Origin of the sequence: Wolbachia endosymbiont (group B) of Cyclophora punctaria, assembly GCF_964028235.1 — a bacterium.
Taxonomy (GTDB): domain Bacteria; phylum Pseudomonadota; class Alphaproteobacteria; order Rickettsiales; family Anaplasmataceae; genus Wolbachia.
The window spans coordinates 704,091-726,911 of the sequence record NZ_OZ034749.1 but is presented as its reverse complement, the minus strand read 5'-3'; the positions used below and the strand labels follow the sequence as shown (position 1 = coordinate 726,911).

General features: G+C 35.1%; 20 protein-coding genes and 3 pseudogenes. 18 read left to right on the top strand and 5 right to left on the bottom strand.

Annotation, left to right across the window (positions count from 1 at the left end; translation table 11 throughout):
* Nucleotides 1-10 precede the first annotated feature (10 nt).
* From ABWU33_RS03455 to ABWU33_RS03445, 3 genes and pseudogenes are all read left to right on the top strand, one after another.
* Complete coding sequence (locus ABWU33_RS03455) at nucleotides 11-502, top strand: hypothetical protein (RefSeq protein ID WP_353281012.1); 492 nt, start codon at nucleotides 11-13, stop codon at nucleotides 500-502.
* Nucleotides 499-1,683 (top strand): AAA family ATPase, encoded by a 1,185-nt coding sequence (locus tag ABWU33_RS03450; RefSeq protein ID WP_353281010.1) that lies wholly within the window; start codon nucleotides 499-501, stop codon nucleotides 1,681-1,683. The genes ABWU33_RS03455 and ABWU33_RS03450 overlap by 4 nt, the downstream gene beginning before the upstream one ends.
* A gap of 35 nt (nucleotides 1,684-1,718) precedes the next feature.
* A pseudogene (locus ABWU33_RS03445) lies at nucleotides 1,719-3,815 on the top strand (AAA family ATPase).
* A 1,085-nt stretch (nucleotides 3,816-4,900) separates the two neighbouring features.
* Here the strand turns inward: ABWU33_RS03445 and ABWU33_RS03440 are convergent.
* Nucleotides 4,901-5,350 carry a hypothetical protein gene (locus tag ABWU33_RS03440; protein ID WP_211908246.1) on the bottom strand — a complete coding sequence of 150 codons (450 nt, stop codon included), beginning with the start codon at nucleotides 5,348-5,350 and terminating at the stop codon, nucleotides 4,901-4,903.
* A gap of 133 nt (nucleotides 5,351-5,483) precedes the next feature.
* Here ABWU33_RS03440 and ABWU33_RS03435 point away from each other — a divergent pair, with 133 nt between their 5' ends.
* From ABWU33_RS03435 to ABWU33_RS03385, 11 genes and pseudogenes are all read left to right on the top strand, one after another.
* Nucleotides 5,484-5,939, top strand: coding sequence for a Holliday junction resolvase (locus tag ABWU33_RS03435; protein WP_353280169.1), 456 nt, complete (start codon nucleotides 5,484-5,486; stop codon nucleotides 5,937-5,939).
* A 103-nt stretch (nucleotides 5,940-6,042) separates the two neighbouring features.
* Complete coding sequence (locus ABWU33_RS03430; protein ID WP_353280168.1) at nucleotides 6,043-7,257, top strand: DNA modification methylase; 1,215 nt, start codon at nucleotides 6,043-6,045, stop codon at nucleotides 7,255-7,257.
* Nucleotides 7,258-7,280: 23 nt separating this feature from the next.
* Nucleotides 7,281-7,760, top strand: a complete 480-nt coding sequence (locus ABWU33_RS03425) for a hypothetical protein (RefSeq protein WP_353280166.1) — start codon at nucleotides 7,281-7,283, stop codon at nucleotides 7,758-7,760.
* Nucleotides 7,761-7,767: 7 nt separating this feature from the next.
* Nucleotides 7,768-9,264, top strand: a complete 1,497-nt coding sequence (locus ABWU33_RS03420; RefSeq protein WP_353281007.1) for an ankyrin repeat domain-containing protein — start codon at nucleotides 7,768-7,770, stop codon at nucleotides 9,262-9,264.
* The gene (locus ABWU33_RS03415; protein ID WP_353281005.1) at nucleotides 9,261-11,093 is read left to right on the top strand and encodes a phage terminase large subunit family protein; all 1,833 of its coding nucleotides are present in this window, start codon (nucleotides 9,261-9,263) and stop codon (nucleotides 11,091-11,093) included. Before ABWU33_RS03420 ends, ABWU33_RS03415 begins: the two co-directional genes overlap by 4 nt.
* Nucleotides 11,086-11,310, top strand: a complete 225-nt coding sequence (locus ABWU33_RS03410) for a gpW family head-tail joining protein (RefSeq protein WP_007302777.1) — start codon at nucleotides 11,086-11,088, stop codon at nucleotides 11,308-11,310. The genes ABWU33_RS03415 and ABWU33_RS03410 overlap by 8 nt, the downstream gene beginning before the upstream one ends.
* 26 nt (nucleotides 11,311-11,336) lie before the next feature.
* Nucleotides 11,337-12,368, top strand: a complete 1,032-nt coding sequence (locus ABWU33_RS03405; RefSeq protein ID WP_096097252.1) for a YhcG family protein — start codon at nucleotides 11,337-11,339, stop codon at nucleotides 12,366-12,368.
* On the top strand, nucleotides 12,368-13,777 hold the full coding sequence (locus tag ABWU33_RS03400) for a phage portal protein (protein WP_226080683.1): 1,410 nt from the start codon (nucleotides 12,368-12,370) through the stop codon (nucleotides 13,775-13,777). The genes ABWU33_RS03405 and ABWU33_RS03400 overlap by 1 nt, the downstream gene beginning before the upstream one ends.
* Nucleotides 13,777-14,808 carry a S49 family peptidase gene (locus ABWU33_RS03395; protein ID WP_353281002.1) on the top strand — a complete coding sequence of 344 codons (1,032 nt, stop codon included), beginning with the start codon at nucleotides 13,777-13,779 and terminating at the stop codon, nucleotides 14,806-14,808. The genes ABWU33_RS03400 and ABWU33_RS03395 overlap by 1 nt, the downstream gene beginning before the upstream one ends.
* 142 nt (nucleotides 14,809-14,950) lie before the next feature.
* Nucleotides 14,951-15,322, top strand: a complete 372-nt coding sequence (locus tag ABWU33_RS03390) for a head decoration protein (protein ID WP_214303461.1) — start codon at nucleotides 14,951-14,953, stop codon at nucleotides 15,320-15,322.
* A 25-nt stretch (nucleotides 15,323-15,347) separates the two neighbouring features.
* A pseudogene (locus tag ABWU33_RS03385) lies at nucleotides 15,348-15,923 on the top strand (major capsid protein); the annotation flags it as partial.
* A 40-nt stretch (nucleotides 15,924-15,963) separates the two neighbouring features.
* Here ABWU33_RS03385 and ABWU33_RS03380 read toward each other — a convergent pair.
* The 4 genes and pseudogenes from ABWU33_RS03380 to ABWU33_RS03365 all read right to left on the bottom strand — a co-directional run bounded on the left by ABWU33_RS03380 (nucleotide 15,964) and on the right by ABWU33_RS03365 (nucleotide 19,786).
* Nucleotides 15,964-16,842, bottom strand: coding sequence for an IS3 family transposase (locus ABWU33_RS03380; RefSeq protein WP_353273672.1), 879 nt, complete (start codon nucleotides 16,840-16,842; stop codon nucleotides 15,964-15,966).
* A complete protein-coding gene (locus ABWU33_RS03375; RefSeq protein WP_353280344.1) occupies nucleotides 16,818-17,117 on the bottom strand; it encodes a transposase in 300 nt (99 codons plus the stop codon). The genes ABWU33_RS03380 and ABWU33_RS03375 overlap by 25 nt, the downstream gene beginning before the upstream one ends.
* Before the next feature lie 77 nt (nucleotides 17,118-17,194).
* A pseudogene (locus ABWU33_RS03370) lies at nucleotides 17,195-17,849 on the bottom strand (helix-turn-helix domain-containing protein); the annotation flags it as partial.
* A 524-nt stretch (nucleotides 17,850-18,373) separates the two neighbouring features.
* Nucleotides 18,374-19,786: an IS4-like element ISWosp2 family transposase gene (locus ABWU33_RS03365; RefSeq protein ID WP_264686125.1), complete on the bottom strand. Its 1,413-nt coding sequence runs from the start codon at nucleotides 19,784-19,786 to the stop codon at nucleotides 18,374-18,376.
* 195 nt (nucleotides 19,787-19,981) lie between these two features.
* Between ABWU33_RS03365 and ABWU33_RS03360 the strand changes: the two genes are divergently transcribed.
* From ABWU33_RS03360 to ABWU33_RS03345, 4 genes are all read left to right on the top strand, one after another.
* Entirely contained in the window at nucleotides 19,982-20,758 is a 777-nt protein-coding gene (locus tag ABWU33_RS03360; protein WP_063630452.1) for an enoyl-ACP reductase, read from the top strand.
* Nucleotides 20,759-21,039: 281 nt separating this feature from the next.
* Entirely contained in the window at nucleotides 21,040-21,216 is a 177-nt protein-coding gene (locus tag ABWU33_RS03355; RefSeq protein WP_353281000.1) for a hypothetical protein, read from the top strand.
* A gap of 57 nt (nucleotides 21,217-21,273) precedes the next feature.
* Nucleotides 21,274-21,573, top strand: a complete 300-nt coding sequence (locus ABWU33_RS03350) for a transposase (protein ID WP_353280344.1) — start codon at nucleotides 21,274-21,276, stop codon at nucleotides 21,571-21,573.
* The gene (locus tag ABWU33_RS03345; RefSeq protein WP_353273672.1) at nucleotides 21,549-22,427 is read left to right on the top strand and encodes an IS3 family transposase; all 879 of its coding nucleotides are present in this window, start codon (nucleotides 21,549-21,551) and stop codon (nucleotides 22,425-22,427) included. Before ABWU33_RS03350 ends, ABWU33_RS03345 begins: the two co-directional genes overlap by 25 nt.
* Nucleotides 22,428-22,821: the final 394 nt, after the last annotated feature.

The following is a 22,821-nucleotide window of genomic DNA, read 5'->3' as shown; positions in this document are numbered from 1 at the left end:
AGGGAACAATATGCTAACAGATTTTTTAACTGATTTTAATAACGCAAAACTGCAGAGCAATTTAATACCGAAAGGTACAATAGTCAAGGTAAAAATGGTAATAAAGCCTGGAGGTTATGAAAATTGGTTCACTAAAAGCTATGCTACCGGCAGCATCTATTTAAACGCTGAATTTACCGTCACTGAAGGTCAATATGCAAAACGTAAGATTTTTCAAGTAATTGGTATTAAAAGTGGCAAAGCAAGCGTTGAAGGAGAAGATACTTGGGGAGAATCTGGTCGTTCTATGCTTAGAAGCATTTTGGAGTCAGCACGAAATATTCATGCACATGACACTTCAGAGAAAGCGGTTACTGCTAGAAAAATCAACTCTATAGCTGATTTTAACGGGTTAGAGTTTACTGCAAAAGTTGGTATTGAATCTGATCGGTATGGAGAAAAAAACAAGATTGCTACTGTTATTACTCCAGAACAATCTGAAGTTGATTGGTTGCCATTTTGAAGTACGACGAAGAGAAGCTCTGGATTGCTGTAATTGAGAGAGCTATCAAAGATGCAGCAGGAAAAAATCTAGAGCTAAAGAAAGAAGCAATAAAATGGTTTGATTCAGAGTCTTTTGAAACTGTTTGTGAGCTAGCTAATCTCAGCTCTAAACGTATGAAGAGTATGTATGGGGGTTTTATGCAGAGAAAGGAAATAAAAGGATTATTGATTGATAATATTAAGAAGTGTGTACCTTACCTAATTCCAAACGGTAATTTTTATCGAGAGAGGACTTATGTTGGCAATTGTGATGGGGATACGATTACAGTTAAAATAGTGGGTAAAGAAGCTGGAAATTGGCGTAATTTTACTAAAGGAATCAGTGGTGATATCATTGATCTTTGGACTTTAGTGAAAGGTGATATAAATTCCACTAAGAAGTGGTTAAATACTAAAGAAAACACAACAGAACATAAAATTACATCGTTTTTAGCAAGGCATTACTTAAATGATAAATCACCAATGCCAAAAGATATAATAGGCCCAAGAATTCTAACTCCAAGTGGTCTTTTGGTCATAGGTGGAACTCCAAAAATAGGGAAAAGTAATTTTCTACTTTCCATGTTAGTACATTTAGCTGCTGGAGTATCATTTCTTGGTATGAAGCCTGCAAAGCCACTTAAGATATTCTATCTACAGAATGAAATGGAATATGATTACATAAGAGAGCGCTTACAGAAGCTAAGAATCAGCAAGAAAATCCTTGATGAAGGAACAGAAAACTTAGTTATTACTAAAAAAGTACAGTTAACTTTGAATGTGGAAAAAATAAAAGAAATTATGTCGGAAAATCTCGATGTAAAAACAGTTGATCTTATAGTGATAGACTCTCTTTTTGATTATAGGAGTATGATCTCTTTTCTGCAAAATAGTATTGATGAACTACGCTCTATCACTAATCCTATGGCTGGAGTAATAGTTACACATTACACCAAAAAAGTGTCAACAACCACGTTAAAAAAGAATCCATTTCAAGCATTGAGTGGTGCTAATGTTTTAAGAAGTTTATATACATCTGGAATAATGATATTTAGGCCAGAAAGGAATACTCTGCAATTGATGTACGAACTTAAAAACGGCAAACCAATACCAACAAAATTCATAAATATGGTTAACGGACGCTGGATAGCTACAGCTTAACCAAATTTCTAAACTTTAAACATATTGGAGATTTTATGGATATCTATTGTGATTTTAATACTGTGCCTTCCAAAAAAAATGGAAGTTCTAAATTATCAGAAGAGAAAGAACAGCTAAAAGATCAACTTTTACTAAATATCAGATCTTGTCTTTCATACCTATTACCAAGAGGGATTTTTCGTGGTGATAAGTTTTATGTAGGCAATATACAAGGTGATAAAGGCAAGAGTCTAGTAGTAGAATTAAGTGGCAGTGAAGCTGGCCTATGGCATGATTTTGCAACAGGAGAAGGTGGTGACATTATCGACCTTTGGGCGGGAGTAAATAGAAAAAGTACAAGAATAGAGTTTCCTGAAGTAATGGCTTCTATAGCTGAGTGGCTTGGAAAAAAACATGCTAGGAAATATAAAAGTATCGAATATCTAGAACAATTTTTAACATGCAGTTGGAACTACTACGATGAAAACAATCAAGTTATTGTCATAGTCAACCGTTATGATCTTCCCGAAGGAAAAGAATATCGTCCTTTTGATGTGAAAAAATCTATTTTTACTGCACCAGAAGTAAGGCCTCTATACAACATTCCAGAAATCTTAAAGTCTGATAAAGTTATTCTGGTTGAAGGAGAAAAATGTGCAGAAGCTCTGATAAAACAAGGTATTACAGCAACAACAGCAATGTCTGGAGCAAATGCACTTATTGAGAAAACAGATTGGACTCCACTTAAAGGTAAAAATATTATTATTTGGCCAGATAATGATGAACCAGGTAAAAAGTATGCTGAAAATGTTAAAAAAAAGCTTTTAGAGATCGGAGTTGCATCACTTATTGTTCTTAATATTCCACAAAATAAACCAAAAGGCTGGGATGCTGCTGATTGTGTGTTAGAAGGAATAAGAGCTTCTGAGTTTATTGAAAGGAGGTTAAAGAAAAATGCTCAATTCAATATTTTAGATTGGAATCTCAGCCGTTATTTAGGTGAAGTACCAACACAAAGATTCCTAGTTGAAGGGTTATTTCCTTTAGGCGTTACTTCAATAATAGCTGCTATGGGAGATACAGGCAAAGGAATGCTGCTACTTGATTTAGCTCTCAAAGTTGCAAGTGATATAGATCAGATCTGTGGTTTTGGTTCGCTTGTAAAAGAGCACGGATCAGTGGTAATTTTTTCAGCAGAAGATGATGCAGATGAGATACATCGTCGCTTAGAACGTCTTGATCCTGAAGGTAATAGAGCAAAGTACCAGGATCGTGTATTTATTGTACCTATGCCAAACACAGGAGGACCATTTTCTATAATAAAAACCAATACGCGTGGTAAATGTCCTGAAACTTCAGAAAAATTTGAAGGTATTAGTGAACAATTAAATGCGATTGAAAATTTAAAATTGATTATTTTTGATCCATTAGTATCGTTTGTCCATGCTGATATAAATTCAGATCCAGAACTTGGGTGATATTCAACAGGATTGCTTGCAAGTTTAGCAACTGAAACAGGAGCTACTGTAATTGCTGCACATCATATGAGAAAACCTAAATGTGGATCAATTACAACCGTAGAACAAGCAAGAGATGCAATAAGAGGTACAACTGCACTTGTTGATGGAGTTAGATGCTCTTTTGCATTATGGCCTGCACCAGTAGAACATCAAAATTCAGTGTGTAATACACTAAAGCTTGAAAGAACTCATAGTACAATTTATCAGGGAGCAGTGGTTAAGTCCAATGGGGCAGCAGACAGAAGTGTAAGAACTTATTTGCGTTCACCAACAGGCTTGCTAGAAGACATATCTGAACAAATTAATGCTATTAAGTCCTCTGATAAAGAGTTAAAAAATATACTTATTCACTACATTAAACTTTCAGCCCACGAAGGCCATCCATTTACGCATACAGGTGGTCCTGGAATTTTCAAACAACGTCATAAATTACCACCTATGTTTCATAATGTTAGCAGACATAAACTTGAACGTTTAGTACAGAGTTTACTAAATGACAATAGGGTAGTAAAAGGTATGGCTGCAGATTCAAAAGAAGATAAGTGGCTTGATGTTCCAACTGGTCCTTTTGCAAGGGGTGAAGGTAAATTTAAGCTAGGTGCAGGGAAATTCAAAGTTGCTAATAGTCTTTAAAAACAGTTTACAGCCATGCTTCTGTGACAGCATAAATCTGCTATAATAAAAGGTTTTTAGGGTTTTAAGAGGATTACAGACTTGAAAAAACTTTTATTTGAAAAATGGGTCATACAAAAAGCATTTAAGCCAAATTGGGAATACAAATTCCGCAACTATAGGCAAGCTTGATGTGTTTCATTACTTTGGTTAAGCCGATCTGAGTTTTATAGTTTCCGTGATTTCCGGCAAAATTTCAAAATAAAGAAACAAAAATATAATACACCTAAACTATTGAAATTCCTTATTTTTATTCATTCAATATCTATAAGATTTTATCTTTCCAGTTCCAAAAGACTTAATAAATCAGATCACCCTAAAACCTGCCACAGTAGCTAGCTTTCCACTTTCCGAAAATCTTATATATTATTATAATATGTAAATAATACTATACATATATATATACTAATAATAAATAATAATAGGAAATAATAATAAACAATATGAAAGTATAATGAATTAATAAGGTTAAAAAGTAATACCTAGGTAATGAAAAAAAAGAAGTTAAGGGAATTGGAAAAGTTTTAAAATATTCATAAGTACAAGAAATATCCTTTAATGCGGGTTTAAAATGATTCTACCACTTTAGGGTACAATTATACCACTGAGACCTAAATTGCTCATGCAGGATAGCTTAAAACTCAATTACGAGGCATTTCTTTTGCTTTAAACTTTAATCTTTGTAAAAGAAATCCTTGTCTAGCCTATCACGTTTTTTATTCGTTGTAAAATATTTTTTCAAAATAATAAACCAGATAAACGGCAAAGAACAGAAGCGACTGCGAGACGGAATGCTTTGTGTTGAAGGCCTTGTTTTCCTTTTCTACCTTACTATAAACTACTGATTAAAGATACAAAAGTAAAAAGAAGCAAATACAGTGTTTTAAAGCATTTTATGAGTTTAGGTTTGTGTGTTTCTATCTTATACTAAAGAGCCTCTATAATACCGCTAAAAATGCGAATAAAAGGCATACAAACTCTATATGAATGTAATCCATTATAAGAGATGAATAAGTTAGAGTTTTGAGATTAACTCAAGTAAATTGCTACAAAAAACGTCCTGTAGACTTAGCAGCACCTAAAGAAAGTATAAAAGGATTGAGACGATAACCATGGTCTTTGCAAGAATATCCTGGCCAGCCAATGTTTTCAATAACGTCGTTACAATTTGCACCAAGCTCTTTGGATAAAATTTCTTTTATTGCTTTAATCATTCTATTTAGTGGCCTTCTAATCTTGTACTCTAAATTGTGAATTTCTGAATTAAAACCCAAGTGCTCTCCTAGTTGATTGATATTAAGGAACTTATATTTTTCTGCTGGCAATCCGCTTTTGAAATCTTGCCAAAACTGAGCTAACAAAACGTGCATAATACCAAGGCGTGCTACTGAATGCTTACTGATAATTTGAATGTTATTTATGTAGATTGAGTTATTTATAATATGCAAATGTAGTATCTTAGGCTGAGATAGCTCAGTGGATGGAACGAGCAACATTTATTAACTTATTATGTTTAATAAACTTATTATAGTATATTTTCAATAAAAAAGTAGAATTTTTTGGACGAATTTTGAAGTTACCGTGTATATATATTATGTACACACTACAACGTACCTCTAATTTCTAGTAATGTCAATCTTAACACTCGACCTCGGCAAACAAACTGGCTGGGCAATTCTGACAGATGGAGTAATTGAAAGTGGAAGCAAAAGTTTTCATGGTAGTCGTTTCAGTGGAGGTGGTATGTGCTTCTTGAATTTTCGTAATTGGCTCAATTCTTTGAAAGACATTTCTGCAGTGTATTTTGAGGAAGTAAGAAGACACTTAGGAACTGATGCAGCGCATTGCTACGGCGGTTTTCTTGCCGTTCTCTCTGCCTGGTGTGAGGAGAACAGTATTCCCTACCAAGGTGTTAATGTTAAAACTATAAAACGCTTTATAGCAGGCAAAGGCAATGCAAGTAAGAGTGAAGTTATTGAAGCGATACGTGAAAAAGGTTTTGTACCTAGAGATGATAATGAGGGGGATGCTTTGGCATTAATGTTCTATATTAGTAAAGATTTTAACACGTTAAAAAGCCCATAGAAAATGGGTCCTTTCGGCCAGGCTAGAGGGTTTGGTAGGGTTGACCCCAGGCCTTCTTTAGCGTCAGAGATATTTTGAATATTAACTTTTTAATTATTAAGATATGAATTTAGCAATCCACTACTATCCTGTTGAAAACCTCGTCGAATATAAGCGTAACCCTCGTAAGAATGACGATGTAGTAAACAGAATGTGTGCTTCAATTCGGGAATTTGGCTTTCGTATTCCAATAGTTGCAAAAAGCGATGGTACTGTGGTTGATGGTCATTTAAGACTTAAAGCAGCAAGAAAACTTGGTATGGAAAGTATACCAGTGGTTTTAAGTGATAATTTAAATGAACCACAAATTAAAGCTTTTCGATTACTGGCCAATCAATCAGCTAATTGGGCAAAGTGGGATGATGAGCTTTTGAAGGTGGAAATTCAAGAACTAGAAGATTTACAGTTTGACCTTAAAATGACTGGATTTGAATTAGAAAAAGTTCAACATTTCCTTGATGATTTAGATAGTGAAAAAGAAGATCTTTCTGACTTAGCTGTTGATGACAAAAAGGTAACAAAACCAGGTGATCTTTGGATTTTAGGTGATCATCGAATCTATTGTGGTGATAGCTCTGTAGTTGAATCATATAAAGCGCTGTTAGATGATAAAATGGCAGACATTACTGTATGTGATCCTCCGTATAACGTTGATTATGGCGCTAGTCAAGAAAGAGAGGACAAAAAGATACTAAACGATAATCAAGGTGAAAAGTACGAGCTTTTTCTCTATGACATCTGTTCCCATATTTTAGCATATACGAAAGGTGCAATTTACATCTGCATATCATCATCAGAGTTTTCAACGTTGCAAAAAGCATTTGAGGAGGCAGGAGGAAAATGGTCAACATTTATCATTTGGGCAAAGAATCATTTTACGCTAGGAAGATCAGATTATCAAAGACAATACGAAGCAATGCTCTACGGTTGGAAAAGCGGTAATAAACGTGAGTGGCATGGAGGTAGAAATCAAAGCGATCTGTGGTTTTATGATAAGCCAACGCACAATACACTACATCCAACGATGAAGCCAGTAGAATTAATGGAAAGAGCAATAGTTAATAGCAGTAGACCAGGAGACATAGTACTTGATCCATTTAGCGGTTCTGGCAGCACACTAATTGCATGCGAGAGAACAGGAAGAATCTGCAGAACAATAGAGCTAGATTCAAAATTTGTAGATGTAACCATAAAGCGTTGGCAAGTATACACGGGAAGAGATGCCATTTTAGCCAGTACTGGTAAAACCTTTTCAGAGATTCAAGAAGAAAATTCGTAGAAAAGAGGCAAAGGAGGAAAAGAGTGGAAAAAATCACACAAACAGAATGGGCAAGAGAGATAGGAGTATCAAAGCAATACGTCTGTTATTTAGTAAAAAAAGGAATAATTGAGTTGGAGGATGGTTTAATCAATAGAGAACAAGCAAATGAAGCAGTGGCAACAATACGAGATCCAAGTCAGCCACTTAGGAGGAAAAATCCAGAAAACGAAAATACAAGTAACCTCTCCACAATGTTGCTTAAAACTCGAATAAAAAATGAAATGGAACGAGGTAAACTTCTTGAGGCGAAGGCTAAGGCTGAGATAGGAGAACTTGTCTCAGTAGAAGAAGTAAAAACTGAAGCATTTAATGTAGCAAGAGTTGTCCGTAATAATTTGCTTAATATTCCAAATAGAGTTTCAGCACTACTTGCATCACTGAGTGATACTGAAAAGATTCATATGGCGCTAACTGAAGAGATTACAAACTCGCTTGAAGAATTATCTAACACTAAATTTTAAATATAAAATGTCTGCTCACTTAAGTTTAGAATTAATAAAGTGCCTCATTAATCAACCTGGATTAGATGTTAATGTTAGAGGATTAAATGGCAAGACACCACTACATTGCGCTATAGAATTTGACGAATTAAGCATGGTGGATTTGTTACTAACAAAGAAGAATATTAATCCTTTTGTTGAAGACAATGAAGGCAAAACCTCTTTAGATTATGCAAAAGAAGGTGAAAAGACAAGGATATTAGAGGCATTAGTCAATAATAAATATGGCTCTGAGGAAGATAGCTTACTTCATTTAGCTGCAATGATAGGTGAAGTTAATGCAGTTAGATATTTGATAGGAAAAGGTATTGACGTTAATGTACGAAATGCTTTGCATCATACTCCATTACATCTAGCAGCAGGAATAGGACATGCAGAAGTTGTAAAGATTTTGATAAGAGAAGGAAAAGCTGAAATCGAGGTTTTTGATGCACGAAATCAGACACCAATGCACTATGCAGTTAATAACAAGAAGTTGGAGATAGTAAAGTTATTACTGGAGCTAGGAGCAGATGTAAATAGCGCACGTGTAGGACAAAACTCAATGAAATTGTCGCCTGTGCATATAGCTGTAAGTAATACTAATTATGATGAAAGAGACTTATGTCTTGATATCCTCAAATCCTTAATAAAGGAGCCTAATGCTCAAGTCAATTTGCAAGACTATGAAAATAAAACACCACTACATTATGCTGAAAGACTTAAAACAATAGAAGTTTTACTAACGCGAGAAGATATAGATCCATTGGTAAAAGACGATAGCGGCAAGACACCATTTGATTACGCTAAACCTGAGATAAAGAAGGCTTTGATAAGTAATAAATACGGTTCTGAAAAGAATAGTCTACTCCATTTAGCTGCACAAAGAGGAGAAATTGAGATTGTAGAGTCTATTTTAAAAGAAGAAATTGATATTGACGTTTCAAATAATAAAGGTCTATCACCGATTTACCTTGCTGCAGAAAAAGGGCATTTACATGTAGTAAAGTTACTGCTGAAAAAAGGAGCAAATTACACACCTGTTTTGCATTTAGCAATCAAGTCAAATAATTTAGAGTTACTTAAAGCTTTGTTTAAAGAAAAGAACGTCAAATTACCAGACGAAAGGAGAGTATCTGTAATAAATTCACCAGTTTATTGTGCTCTGAATAGGTGTATAGAACATAGAGAAGTAAAAGTAAGAAAATACAATAATGTGATCTGCATTTTTACTTCAGTAAGTGCAGTAGCAATGGCAGCATATATAGGGTTAACAGCAACAACAATAAGCAGTGCAATCATTTTTGCAACAATAACAGGGGTATTTGCGCTTATTATAGCACTAATGATAAGTGAGATGAGCAAAAGATATATAGAAAAAGAGTTTCAGAAAAAGATGTTTATGGAATTGGAGGAGTGTGGAGGAATAAACTCTACTGTTAACAATATTGAGATAGAACCAATTATGAGTAAATGCAGACAATGATATACGCTAGAGCTTTTTCTGAAGGTTTAAAACCAGATCCAGAGCTTAAAGTATCAGAGTGGGCAAATGAGTATCGAGTTTTAGCGCCAACTGCAGCGTCAGAGCCAGGTAAATGGAGAACGGAAAGAACTCCTTATTTAAAAGAAATCATGGATTCACTATCTCCTTCTTCACCGGCTGAAAAAGTAGTATTCATGAAAGGAGCGCAGATTGGGGGAACAGAAGCTGGCAACAATTGGATTGGCTATATCATCGATCAAACACCAGGACCAATGCTAGTAGTACAGCCAACAGTCGAAATGGGAAAACGTTGGTCGAAGGGAAGATTTGCACCGTTGATAGAGAGTACACCATGTTTAAAGAGTAAAGTAAAAGACCCAAGATCAAGAGACTCAGGCAATACTGTACAAAGTAAGGAGTTTCCAGGTGGAATAGTAGTAATAACTGGAGCGAATAGCAGTGTAGGACTTAGATCCATGCCAGTAAAATATCTCTTTCTTGATGAAATAGATGCCTATCCAGGAGATTCAGGAGGAGAAGGAGATCCAGTGCTGCTCAGTATTGCCCGAACTAATACATTTGCAAGGCGAAAGATTTTTTTAGTGTCAACACCAACGATTCATGGAATAAGCAGAATTGAAAAGGAATTTGAAGCAACAGATAAGAGATATTTTTTTGTACCATGTCCATATTGTAATTACTATCAAGTTCTAAAATGGTCACAAATAAAATGGGAAAATAACGATTCGAAAACAGCACATTATGTCTGCACTGAATGTAGCGGCAAAATAGAAAATCATCAAAAGACAGAGATGCTTGAGCGTGGAGAATGGAGACCTACTAATAGAGTAAAAGGTGAGAAAAAAGGATTTCATCTTTCAAGTCTTTATAGTCCAGTTGGCTGGTATAGTTGGCAACAAGCAGTAGAAGATTTTCTCCATGCCAAAGAAAGTGAACAATTACTGAAAGTTTGGATAAATACAACGCTTGGAGAAACCTGGGTAGACAAAGGAGAAGTACCGGACTGGAAGCAATTATTTAACAGGAGAGAATCTTATCAAATTGGCACAGTACCAAAGGGTGAAGTAGTTCTCACAGCAGGAGTAGATGTACAAAAAGATCGTCTAGAGGTGGAAGTTGTAGCATGGGGAAAAAGTCGTGAAAGTTGGTCAATAGACTACCAGGTATTTGAAGGTGATACTGGAGGAGGAGAAGTATGGGGAAAACTTTCGGAGCTCCTCAATCATCATTTTATCGGTGAAAATGGTCTTGAATACATGATAAGTATGATGGCGGTTGATGCTGGGTATGCGACACAAGAAGTATACAATTGGGTAAGAGGTCATCAAGGCTCTGGAAGAGTAATGGCAGTAAAAGGTGTAAATAAAGCATTAGTACCACTTAGCAGCCCAAGTAGAGTTGATATAACAGTTGGTGGTCAAAAGCTAAAAAGAGGAATAAAGCTCTGGCCAGTAGGAGTATCGATATTAAAATCAGAGCTTTTTCAACTACTTAATGTTTTAAAAAACGGGGAAAAAGAAAAAGTGCCAGCAGGATATTGTCATTTTCCGGAGTATGCACCTGAATATTTTAAGCAGCTAACGGCAGAGCAATTAGTCAGCAAAGTAGTAAAAGGTTATACCAAACAAGAGTGGCAAAAGGTAAGAGAAAGAAATGAAGTACTAGATTGCCGAATTTACGCAAGAGCAGCATCAATAGCACTTGGGATTGATCGTTGGCCAGAGAGTAAATGGAATAGTTTAAGTGGAAAAATAGAAAGTAAAAAACCTAAGAAAGTAAGACAGAGTAAGTGGCTGGAAAATGTATAACGAAGAGTATTTAGTTCAAGTCGAAGAAGCGATAAAGAAGCTGCAAAACGGAGAGCGAGTAGTATCAATTGCATATGGTGACCATGTAGTGAGATATGCTGAAGTTCAGATAAATGATTTACTAAACTTAAGACAACGTATTAAAGCTGAGCTAAAGATTGTTGGAATGAAACCGAAGAGAAAGATTGTTTTTTCAACGAGTAAAGGGATCATATAATGATAAAAATCGTTAAAAGGAACCGTATGACAAAAATTATAGCAAAAGAATATACAGAATTTTTAGAGCAGCTCAAAGAACAGATTGCTACTAGTCGTTATAAAGCAGCACTAGCAGTAAATAGCAAACTCATTGTGCTTTATCACTATATTGGTACAGAGATCTTAAGGCGCCAAAAAGAACATGGTTGGGGTGCTAAAATCATAGATCAGCTAAGTAAGGATTTGAGAAGCGCATTTCCAGAAATGAAGGGATTTAGTGCTAGGAATCTTACTTATATGCGTCAATTTGCTGCAGAATATCAAGATACTGAATTTACGCAGCAGGTTGCTGCACAATTGCCTTGGTTTCATATTGTAGTTATTTTAGATAAAGTAAAAGATCCAAAAGAAAGACTATTTTATTTTCAAAAAGCTATAGAGCACGGTTGGTCACGTAGTATAATGGTGATGCAAATCGAACGTGAATTGCACAAACGTCAAGGAAAAGCTGTTACTAACTTCAAAGATAAGTTACCTTCTCCCCAGTCAGATTTAGCACATTATACATTAAAAGATCCATATATTTTTGATTTTTTGAGTATAGGAGATGACGCTCATGAAAGAGAAGTAGAAAAAGGTCTTGTAGGCCATGTAGAGAAGTTTTTGCTTGAGCTAGGGGAAGGATTTGCATTTGTAGGTAGGCAATTTCACTTAGATGTTGGAAATAAAGACTTCTATATTGATTTATTGTTTTACCATTTAAAGTTACGTTGCTTTGTAGTAATTGAGCTAAAAGACAAAGATTTCAAGCCAGAATATGCAGGTAAAATGAATTTTTATCTTTCAGCCGTTGATGATTTACTAAAGCACGAGACAGATCAACCATCTATAGGATTAATTTTATGCAAGTCAAAGGATAACGTGCTAGCTAAGTATACACTGAAAGACATAAATAAACCGATAGGGTTGGCAGAATATAAAATTACTGAAAATCTACCAGAGAATGTAAAGACAGCCTTGCCAACAATAGAAGAGCTAGAGGCTGAGTTATCCAAAGTTTCAGATAAGGAAAAGTAATGCTGTTAAAATCGTTCAAGCAATTATTTAGCAAACCAAAGATAAAAAGTTTAGCATGGGATGCAGCGGGCTCAGGAAGAAGGGTAATGTATTGGCAAGGAGAAGCGGGAAGCATAAATAATTTGCTTTCTCAAAGCCTTGAGCACCTGCGTAGTAGATCACGTGATATGGTGAGAAAAAATCCATATGCAGCAAATATAATTGATACGATAGTAAGTAACTCTATTGGAACAGGAATAAAACCACAATCAAAAGCAAGAGATGGAGAATTTCGCAAAAAAGTACAAGAATTATGGCTAAAATGGACAGATGAAGCAGATAGCTGTGGAATAAGTGATTTTTATGGATTACAAGCTCTAGTATGCAGAAGTATGATAGAGGGAGGAGAATGTTTTGTACGTCTGCGGATCCGAAAACCTGAAGATGGTCTGTGTGTACCTCTGCAATTACAAGTACTTGAATCTGAACATTTAGATAATAAAACAAATCAAACTTTAGCAAATGGTAACATAATCCGTAATGGCATTGAGTTTAACAGGCTTGGGCAAAGAGAGGCATATTACTTATTTAGAGAACATCCAGGAGAAAGCTCGTTTGGAGAATCAGTTAGAGTACCAGCAAATGATGTTTTACATATCTATAAACCTTTAAGACCTGGACAAATTAGAGGGGAACCTTGGCTTTCTAATATACTGCTGAAGCTTTATGAGCTTGATCAATACGATGATGCAGAGCTGGTAAGAAAGAAAACTGCAGCAATGTTTGCGGGATTTATTACGAGACTCGATCCTGAAGCAAATATTATGGGAGAAGGTGAAAGCAATGAGCAAGGAGTAGCACTATCTGGCCTAGAACCTGGAACAATGCAGCTTTTAGACCCAGGTGAGGACATAAAATTTTCAGAGCCGTCAGATGTTGGAGGAAGTTATGAAGCGTTTATGAGACAGCAGCTAAGGGCAATAGCAATAGGTACAGGGATAACATATGAACAGCTAACAGGAGATTTAACCGGTGTTAATTATTCATCAATCAGAGCAGGATTAATAGAGTTTCGTCGTAGATGCGCTATGCTGCAACATAACATTATGGTATTTCAATTTTGCAGACCAGTATGGAGTAGATGGCTAGAACTTGCCACTTTATCTGGAGAGCTTTCTACAACAAATAATCAAATATTTAAAGATGTAAAATGGATACCACAGGGGTTTGATTGGGTGGATCCTTTAAAAGATCAACAAGCACAGCAAATGGCAGTAAGAAATGGATTTAAGAGTCGAGCAGAGGTAGTATCAGAAATGGGTTACGATGTAGAAGAAATTGATCAAGAAATAGCAGAAGATAAAAAGCGTGCTGATTCTTTTGGACTTTGTTTCGATTCTGACGTTAATCATCAAAGGGAAGGAAGGTGATGTGGATAAATAAACCAGTAATGGTAGAGAGAAGAAGCTTTGAACTATTATCATTATATAATAGCAAACAACCTATCTTTAAGAACTTAAAGCATTTTCATATAAACCCAAAAGGAATAGCAATAATACGTATTTATGGAGTGTTGACAAAAAAAACAGAAGCTTTTGATCATATTTTAGATATGACTTCGTATGAAAATATTCATGAAGAGATAGAGAGCGCTTTAGAAGATAAAAGCATAGAAACGATTCTACTTGACATAGACAGTCCAGGAGGAGAAGTAAACGGTGTCTTTGACCTAGCTGATTTTATTTATGAATCAAGAGCAAAAAAGAGGATAATAGCGATAGCAAATGATGATGCGTACTCTGCTGCATATGCTATAGCTTCAAGCGCTGAAAAGGTTTTTGTGTGTAGAACCTCTGGTGTTGGAAGTATAGGTGTTATTGCAAGTCACATTGACCAAAGCGGTTTTGATGAAAAGCAAGGAATAAAATACACAACTATTTTTGCAGGCAAGAGAAAGAATGATTTAAATCCACATGAGCCAATGACGTCTGAAAGTCTGGAAAGCTTACAAAAAGAAGTAGACCGACTATATGAAATGTTTGTGCAGCTAATAGCAAGAAACAGAGGTCTTGCAATTGAAAAGATTCGATCAACAGAAGCAGGTCTATATTTTGGCGAGAAAGCAGTAGAAATAGGTCTTGCAGATGGAGTTACAACATTTTTTGAATTTATTAACAAAGGAGAAAATACTATGAATAAACAAACTACAACTGACCTAGAAACTGATAATTTAACTAAGTATCGTACTGAAGTTGTTGAATTAATACGTTTATGTAACTTATCACGAATGCCAGAGAAAATAGGAGAATTTATTGAGCAGGGCGTAAGTGTTGAGCAAGCAAGGGAGGTTTTAATGGAATTACTTGCAGAGAGAACGAAGAAGACAGAGATACTGAGTGCAATACCACAGAATTCGCAGGAAGATTTGATGACACAGGTAGCGAAAAGTCGGTGCATTTAAATTTTATAACCGCCATATATAGTGCTCTGCGGTAAATAAGTGTCCAAAATGCGCCATAATGGCTAATTATAAGGTAATAACCGCAGTGTATAGCAGTTATAAACACGGCGGTAAAAAAAATAAAAAAAGGAGAGAAAAAGACATGATAAGTATAACTGAAGGAAATAATTTAGGCGATCTTCTGAAATATGAAGTGTCCAACCTATATTCAAGAGACCAAATAACAGTAGCTAAAGGTCAAAATCTTAAGCTTGGTGCAGTAGTTGCCAAAAAGACGGAAGATGGTTTTATTAGAGTACTTAATCCTGCTGGAACAGATGGCACACAAACAGCAATAGGTGCAATAGTAAGTGATGTAAATGCGACAGAAAATGCCAAAGCAGTAATTATTACTCGTGGTGCAATACTAGCAGATCATGCAGTTGTGTGGCCAGCAAATATCACTGAAGAACAGAAAGCTGAAGCAATAAAGCAACTTGAAGGACGAGGGATCATTGTCCGCAAGGGAGTGTAACTTAAATTAATAAGGGGGAAAAAGAATGCAAAATCCATTTACAAATACAGCATTTAGCATGACGGCACTAACAAATGCGATGAATATATTGCCGATAAATTATGGACGAGTTGAAAATCTAAATTTGTTTCCAAGTAGGTCAGTAAGATTTAGACATATTACAATAGAAGAACATAATGGAGTTTTAAGTCTACTACCAACGCAAGTACCAGGGGCACCAGCAACAGTAGGAAAACGTGGTAAAAGAAAGGTAAGGACATTTACCATTCCTCATATTCCTCATGATGATGTGGTGTTACCAGAAGAAGTACAAGGAATAAGGGCATTTGGATCAGAGAGTGAACTGAAAGCGCTGGCAGATGTAATAACTGACCATTTGCAGCTAATGAGAAATAAACATGCAATAACGTTGGAGCATTTGCGTATGGGAGCGCTGAAAGGAATAATTTTAGATGCTGATGGGTCAGAATTATTAAATCTGTACAACGAATTTAAAATAACACCAAAAGTAGTAAATTTTGCCCTTGGAACAGCAACAACAGATGTAAAACGTAAGTGTCTGGAAGTATTGCGGCATATTGAAGACAACTTAAGTGGTGACCTTACCCAGAAAAAGTAGACAGAAAGTTAAGACGTTTTTGCTATGAGAATGATGAATCAAAAAGCTCAGGAATGCAATAGTTAATAGTAGAATGTCTACGCTGTTTATTATAAAAAATTTCTATATATTCAAATATTGCGGTTTTAGCTTGTTGTGCAGAGTGTTGTGAAGTATCAATGAGTAACTCTCTCTTAAGTGAACTAAAAAAGCTCTCTGAAACAGCATTATCATAACAACAACCTTTGTGACTCATACTAGAAGTAATATTTTTTGTACTTAGTAAAAATTGATAATTTTTAGAGGTGTATTGCGATCCTTGATCGCTATGAAATAGTAGATTTTTAGCAGATTTGCGCCTACCAATAGCCATGAATAACGCATCTATAACTAATTGCCTATTTACTGCATTACTCATTGACCAGCCAATCACCATGCGTGAATATAAATCTATTATTGCTGCCAAATATAACCATCCTTCATTAGTTTTTATGTACGTAATATCAGTTACCCATATCTTGTTAGGTTGATCAGCGATGAAATTCTGATTTAATATGTTAGGAGTTATAACTCTATTGTCTATTTGTGGTTTTTTACTTTTAAACTTTCGTCTAAGCTTAGCTTGAATGCCATTTTTCTGCATAACATTTTGCACTGTTTTGATGTTATAATTTTTACCTAAAGCCTTTAATTCAGCGTGAATTTTAGGAGCTCCGTATCTGCATTGTGATGCTCGATATACCTTCTGAATATCTTGTATGAGCTCTTCTCTTATTGATTTTTTGTTGTTTTTTTCCTTAGTAATCCATTTATAATAACCACAAGCAGATACGTTCAAAAATCTGCATAATTCCCGTATTTTATAGCAGTTTTCATGTTCTTTTATAAAAGAATATTTTACTCTTTTTGGTTTGCAAAATATCCCAGGGCTTTTTTTAAAATGTCTCTTTCCCTCGTTACTCTTGCCAGCTCTTTCTTTAAATAAAACTTTTCTTTGTCACAATGAGCTACTTTCCCTTTTCCTGGAAACGCATCTACTCCAGACATTCTATCATTGTATGTTTTTACCCATCTGCTTAATGAATCACCGCTAATACCCAAATCTCTTGCTATTTTTGCTGATGATTGACCTGTTTCTTTTACTAGTCTTATAGCTTCAATTTTGAATTCTGCTGTATATTCTTTTCTTTTTGTCATACCACACCTCTTTGAAAAAACGTTTTATTTTACTTCAAAAACGTCTTAACTTTCTGTCTACTTTTTCTGGGTAAGGTCACTACCCTATCATTAAGAAGATCTGCAGCTGTGATAGCAGTCCTTTCTGTGTAAAGCTTAGCAAAAGCAACTCTGGAATAGGTATCAACAAAGGTTTGCTGGTAAATTCGTCCAATACCTTTGATATTACCAACATAATAACTGTCTTGGCTACCTAAGTATCCTGGATGCTCTGTTTCAATTTCTCCATGGGCCTCTTTATTCTTCCTTAGCCTTTTCTAGAGCTGTTATCTGTTCTTCTGTTAAAATGATACCATCCTGAGCTACTTTTGCTTCTAATGCCTTTAACCTCTTTTTAAAATTTTCAAGATCGTTTCTTTGCCACACTGATCTTATTCCACTTGCAGAGATGAGAATTCCTCTCTTTTTCAGTTCGTTTGCTGCTCTTTCTTGTCCGTATGCTGGAAACTCTATTGCTATTTCAACTACTGCTTTTTCTATATCCTCCGACACTCTATTTGCATACAATGGCTTGCTTTTGCTTATCTCGTGTAAAGCCTCTTCTCCTCCTGTTTCATACAGTTCTTTGAAGCGGTAAAATGTATCCCTTGAATATCCCATTACTTTACACGCCTGTGATACATTTCCTAATTGCTTTGCAAGTTCTAGCAATCCCAACTTTGGTTTTAGTATTTTTTCTTGTGTTGTATTCATATCTGACACTCCTTTAAAACTTGTTTATATTTTTATCTTACTTTGTTTGCTTGTCAGATCAAGTCTAAACTATTACATAGATGCACTATCCTACTTACGTAAAGAAGGTTCTGAAATAGTAAAAGTTTCACAGAATCCTTCAACAAGTATGGAAAGTGTGACTATATCAAAACAACTTTCTTCTGCTCAAGGAGTAAGTAAATAAGAAGACTTTATGAGCTGCTTGCAAATGTAGGCAGCTTATATTTCAGTATCCTTATTTCATGTTCTCTAGAGTGTTTTTATTTCCTGTAATCTTTTTATAAAAACCATAGGCGCCAGTTGGTTTTAAAGTAAAGGTCAAGTATCTGGAATTCTGGACATAAAATCCTCCTGTGTAAAAAAAGTTAGAAAAAAATGCGGTGCATATACGACAGATATACACTGAAGAATATATTTTTTAATAAGTTTGATTAAAAAATCTGCAGACTAAAGATAGATTTTGAGCTCTTAAAATATCTCTAATTGTAATTATAATCTTACTATTACCCACAAATATAAAGTTCGTGAGCAAGTCGCCATCCTTCTGCTAGATCAAAGAGACGTCTCCATCCTTTCCAAATAGTAATGGGTCCTGGTTCTAGATCATTTTTTCTAGCCAAATGTCCTCCAAGTTGAGCAACCCATGAAACAGCTTCTTTTATAGTAGGAGTTGCATTTGAACATGGTTTTCTATGTATTTTTACATATAGAACTTTCCATTCTTCTTCGGCTAATAAGGTAGTACACGGTAATGTTGGATCAGTTCTTGCAATTGTTGTAATAAAGAAAATTCTCCAAGCAATAATACTCATTACTGTTAAATATCGCATCAACCTTTCTGCTGTTCCAAGCCTACATTCTTCAACTTTGAGACCAGATTTTAAAATTTTATGTAATATTTCTATTTTCCATCTAAGACAATACCACCTAACTTTTTCAACAGCTTCATCAAAGGTATTGACTGGAAGATTTGTTAAAAGCATCCACTCTAGCGGACTTGTTTCAGAAGGAAAGTCTTTTTCAACAACGTAAACTGCATAGTGTGGTAATTTAAGTAATTCTTCTTTCTTATGCCTAATACTATTCTTAGATGGATGCATAATAAACTTTCCGAATCTAACTTCCAAATGTGCTGTTCTTTTTGGCTTATTATCTTTTGCAGGAACTTCAACTTTTACCGTACCTGCACAATGAGAGGATTTAATAAATTCCCATAACTTCTGCTCACCTTTTTCAGGATATCGAGATTTTCTATTTACTGCCCTATCTTTGGAAGCTCTAACTAACACTGCCGAATTAAGATTATGTGCAAGCTCAAAAAACTCATATATATCTGCTTCTCTATCGCATATAGTTATAGTCTCAGTTTGAGTTGAATCAATAATGTTGTTTGTGTTGCTTAAAGTTTCTAACCATTTTATACTCTCTTTATCTTCAATGCGGATACTGTCATTGTTCTTTTTTTTTATGTTTTCAGATTCTTCAGGTCTTGAATAAATTTTTTGATCTAGTATCCCTAGTACCAAACCTTCTATACTAACAGCTAGAGCTGTATGCATTATAATACCTTGACTATGTTTTCTTGTAATAACTCCCAATCCACTTGTTTTTTCATGGTCTGTGTATGAAATATAACTTGTATCTTGGATCACAAAAATTTTTTTATGGGCTTTTGTTCTTTCAACTGTTTTAGCAACGTGTGAAGCTAGAATATCGCCTTCTTTCACGTTCTCATTTTGAAAAAAACGATATGCTGCTTTTGCTTCTGACCAACTTCCACACGCCTGATTGATTGAGCTTTCAGGTAAACTTGTAAAACTATCAGCAATATTTACTAATCGGTCAGTTAACCTTTTATCTCCAAGTACAGCATCTCCAAATTCATTTTCAGCCCATTCATTATTCCTGTTTGCCATTTTTTACCCTCAATGTTTGCAAACTTTAATGTTGTAATACTTTATTTTTATGTCCATTTATATTTGTGGGTAATAGTAAGAATTATAATGAGGTTGGAAATATGCGGAAGTAATTTTTATACGTTAGCTACAGTTAAAACATAATTGACTTTGCCTAGTTAATATTTCAAATTATAAAAAAGGCAAATAATTTCTATGATATTGCAGGGCAAAAAAGGGTTAATAACCGGAATAATAAATAAGAGGTCAATAGCATATGGTATAGCAAAGACCCTCTCAGAACATGGAGCTGAGCTTGCAATCACTTATCAAAATGAAACAATAAAAGAGAAATTATTACCAATAGCAAGTGAATTAAATGTAGAGTTAATATTGCACTGTAATGTTTCAAATGAGGAAACTATAGATAATGCTTTTAAGGAAATAAAGGAGAAGTGGGGTGCTATTGATTTTTTGGTACATGCAATAGCATTCTCCGATAAAAATGAGCTAAATGGTAAATATGTCAATACTTCACTAAACAACTTTATTAATGCAATGCATATATCGTGCTATTCTTTTACTGCTTTAGCGCAAAGAGCGGAAAAAATGATGTTAAATGGCGGTAGTTTACTTACTTTATCTTACTATGGTGCTGAAAAAGTTATGCCAAATTATAATGTGATGGGTTTATGTAAAGCAGCACTTGAAGCAAGTGTAAAATATATAGCATGTGATCTCGGACCACAGAACATCAGAGTAAATGCAATTTCTGCTGGTCCAATCAGAACTTTGGCATCTTCTGGAATAAGTGACTTTCACTCCATATCGGAATGGAATAGAAGTAATTCTCCACTTAGACGCAATGTTACAATAGAAGATGTTGGCAAGGCAGCACTATACTTATTAAGCGACCTGAGTAGTGGTACAACTGGAGAAATTTTACATGTTGATTCAGGGTATAATGTTGTGGGAATGAAGATAGTAGACTAATACAGTACTGCAGATGCATGTGAAGCCTGTGTTTTTTTGTTATCCTAGTAATTGACATTGGAGCCCAGTATCAGCTACTAGAATGACAACATTTTTTACTTAAATCTTCGCATATTAACCATAGAGTTATTATTTTAAAAGTATTTATTGCCGCTGATCTTCTATTTTTACTTCTTCCATTTGGGTTAAGAGATTGTGCGTGAGGGTTGCTCTTGGTGCGCCAAGAAGTGCTTGGAGAACAGTTGGTAAAAATCCAACACAAACAAAGTCTAGCCAACAGTTTGGAACAGACCACTATGTTGCATGAGGTAACGAGTGTAATAGAGCTAGTGGGATGGACAATGCAGGGTACAACGAAAGTGAAGGGATTGAGTTCCGAAATACCTGAAGACATAGAGGTCGACATTTTCATGGCCATGGAAGACAGCATGAAGGATGACCTTACCCAGAAAAAGTAGACAGAAAGTTAAGACGTTTTTGAAGTAAAATAAAACGTTTTTTCAAAGAGGTGTGGTATGACAAAAAGAAAAGAATATACAGCAGAATTCAAAATTGAAGCTATAAGACTAGTAAAAGAAACAGGTCAATCATCAGCAAAAATAGCAAGAGATTTGGGTATTAGCGGTGATTCATTAAGCAGATGGGTAAAAACATACAATGATAGAATGTCTGGAGTAGATGCGTTTCCAGGAAAAGGGAAAGTAGCTCATTGTGACAAAGAAAAGTTTTATTTAAAGAAAGAGCTGGCAAGAGTAACGAGGGAAAGAGACATTTTAAAAAAAGCCCTGGGATATTTTGCAAACCAAAAAGAGTAAAATATTCTTTTATAAAAGAACATGAAAACTGCTATAAAATACGGGAATTATGCAGATTTTTGAACGTATCTGCTTGTGGTTATTATAAATGGATTACTAAGGAAAAAAACAACAAAAAATCAATAAGAGAAGAGCTCATACAAGATATTCAGAAGGTATATCGAGCATCACAATGCAGATACGGAGCTCCTAAAATTCACGCTGAATTAAAGGCTTTAGGTAAAAATTATAACATCAAAACAGTGCAAAATGTTATGCAGAAAAATGGCATTCAAGCTAAGCTTAGACGAAAGTTTAAAAGTAAAAAACCACAAATAGACAATAGAGTTATAACTCCTAACATATTAAATCAGAATTTCATCGCTGATCAACCTAACAAGATATGGGTAACTGATATTACGTACATAAAAACTAATGAAGGATGGTTATATTTGGCAGCAATAATAGATTTATATTCACGCATGGTGATTGGCTGGTCAATGAGTAATGCAGTAAATAGGCAATTAGTTATAGATGCGTTATTCATGGCTATTGGTAGGCGCAAATCTGCTAAAAATCTACTATTTCATAGCGATCAAGGATCGCAATACACCTCTAAAAATTATCAATTTTTACTAAGTACAAAAAATATTACTTCTAGTATGAGTCACAAAGGTTGTTGTTATGATAATGCTGTTTCAGAGAGCTTTTTTAGTTCACTTAAGAGAGAGTTACTCATTGATACTTCACAACACTCTGCACAACAAGCTAAAACCGCAATATTTGAATATATAGAAATTTTTTATAATAAACAGCGTAGACATTCTACTATTAACTATTGCATTCCTGAGCTTTTTGATTCATCATTCTCATAGCAAAAACGTCTTAACTTTCTGTCTACTTTTTCTGGGTAAGGTCAGTCAGTGAACATAGATTCCCCAGAATCGCCATTCCGGTTCTGCTTTCGCTTTGATATATATCTTTCTTCTCAGGTCTTGTAATTTTATTGGCATTTTTATCATTTTTACCTTTACCTTCCTTTTGTTAAAAGATTTCTACTAGCAGGGTGCCTTTGCTCCATGAGCGTTACCTCACTTCTTCACTACTACGCACCCATCCGCCACCCTCTCATCTTCGGTTCACTTCCTGTTTTCCAGTTATAGAACCTATCTCTCCAAGGTATTTCTCCTTGGGATGAGGAGGGCTTCTCCAGTTGCTTTGTATGTCCTCATTGCCATGCCGTTACTAACACCCCGCTGAAGTAGACCA

What these genes read in the sequence shown, in the direction of transcription:
- ABWU33_RS03435 (WP_353280169.1), top strand. Translation starts at nt 5,484, where the DNA reads ATGTCAATCTTAACACTCGACCTCGGCAAACAAACTGGCTGGGCAATT.
- ABWU33_RS03360 (WP_063630452.1), top strand. Translation starts at nt 19,982, where the DNA reads ATGATATTGCAGGGCAAAAAAGGGTTAATAACCGGAATAATAAATAAG.
- ABWU33_RS03410 (WP_007302777.1), top strand. Translation starts at nt 11,086, where the DNA reads ATGTATAACGAAGAGTATTTAGTTCAAGTCGAAGAAGCGATAAAGAAG.
- ABWU33_RS03390 (WP_214303461.1), top strand. Translation starts at nt 14,951, where the DNA reads ATGATAAGTATAACTGAAGGAAATAATTTAGGCGATCTTCTGAAATAT.
- ABWU33_RS03350 (WP_353280344.1), top strand. Translation starts at nt 21,274, where the DNA reads ATGACAAAAAGAAAAGAATATACAGCAGAATTCAAAATTGAAGCTATA.
- ABWU33_RS03400 (WP_226080683.1), top strand. Translation starts at nt 12,368, where the DNA reads ATGCTGTTAAAATCGTTCAAGCAATTATTTAGCAAACCAAAGATAAAA.
- ABWU33_RS03395 (WP_353281002.1), top strand. Translation starts at nt 13,777, where the DNA reads ATGTGGATAAATAAACCAGTAATGGTAGAGAGAAGAAGCTTTGAACTA.
- ABWU33_RS03415 (WP_353281005.1), top strand. Translation starts at nt 9,261, where the DNA reads ATGATATACGCTAGAGCTTTTTCTGAAGGTTTAAAACCAGATCCAGAG.
- ABWU33_RS03375 (WP_353280344.1), bottom strand. Translation starts at nt 17,117, where the DNA reads ATGACAAAAAGAAAAGAATATACAGCAGAATTCAAAATTGAAGCTATA.
- ABWU33_RS03365 (WP_264686125.1), bottom strand. Translation starts at nt 19,786, where the DNA reads ATGGCAAACAGGAATAATGAATGGGCTGAAAATGAATTTGGAGATGCT.
- ABWU33_RS03420 (WP_353281007.1), top strand. Translation starts at nt 7,768, where the DNA reads ATGTCTGCTCACTTAAGTTTAGAATTAATAAAGTGCCTCATTAATCAA.
- ABWU33_RS03455 (WP_353281012.1), top strand. Translation starts at nt 11, where the DNA reads ATGCTAACAGATTTTTTAACTGATTTTAATAACGCAAAACTGCAGAGC.
- ABWU33_RS03440 (WP_211908246.1), bottom strand. Translation starts at nt 5,350, where the DNA reads ATGTTGCTCGTTCCATCCACTGAGCTATCTCAGCCTAAGATACTACAT.
- ABWU33_RS03430 (WP_353280168.1), top strand. Translation starts at nt 6,043, where the DNA reads ATGAATTTAGCAATCCACTACTATCCTGTTGAAAACCTCGTCGAATAT.
- ABWU33_RS03405 (WP_096097252.1), top strand. Translation starts at nt 11,337, where the DNA reads ATGACAAAAATTATAGCAAAAGAATATACAGAATTTTTAGAGCAGCTC.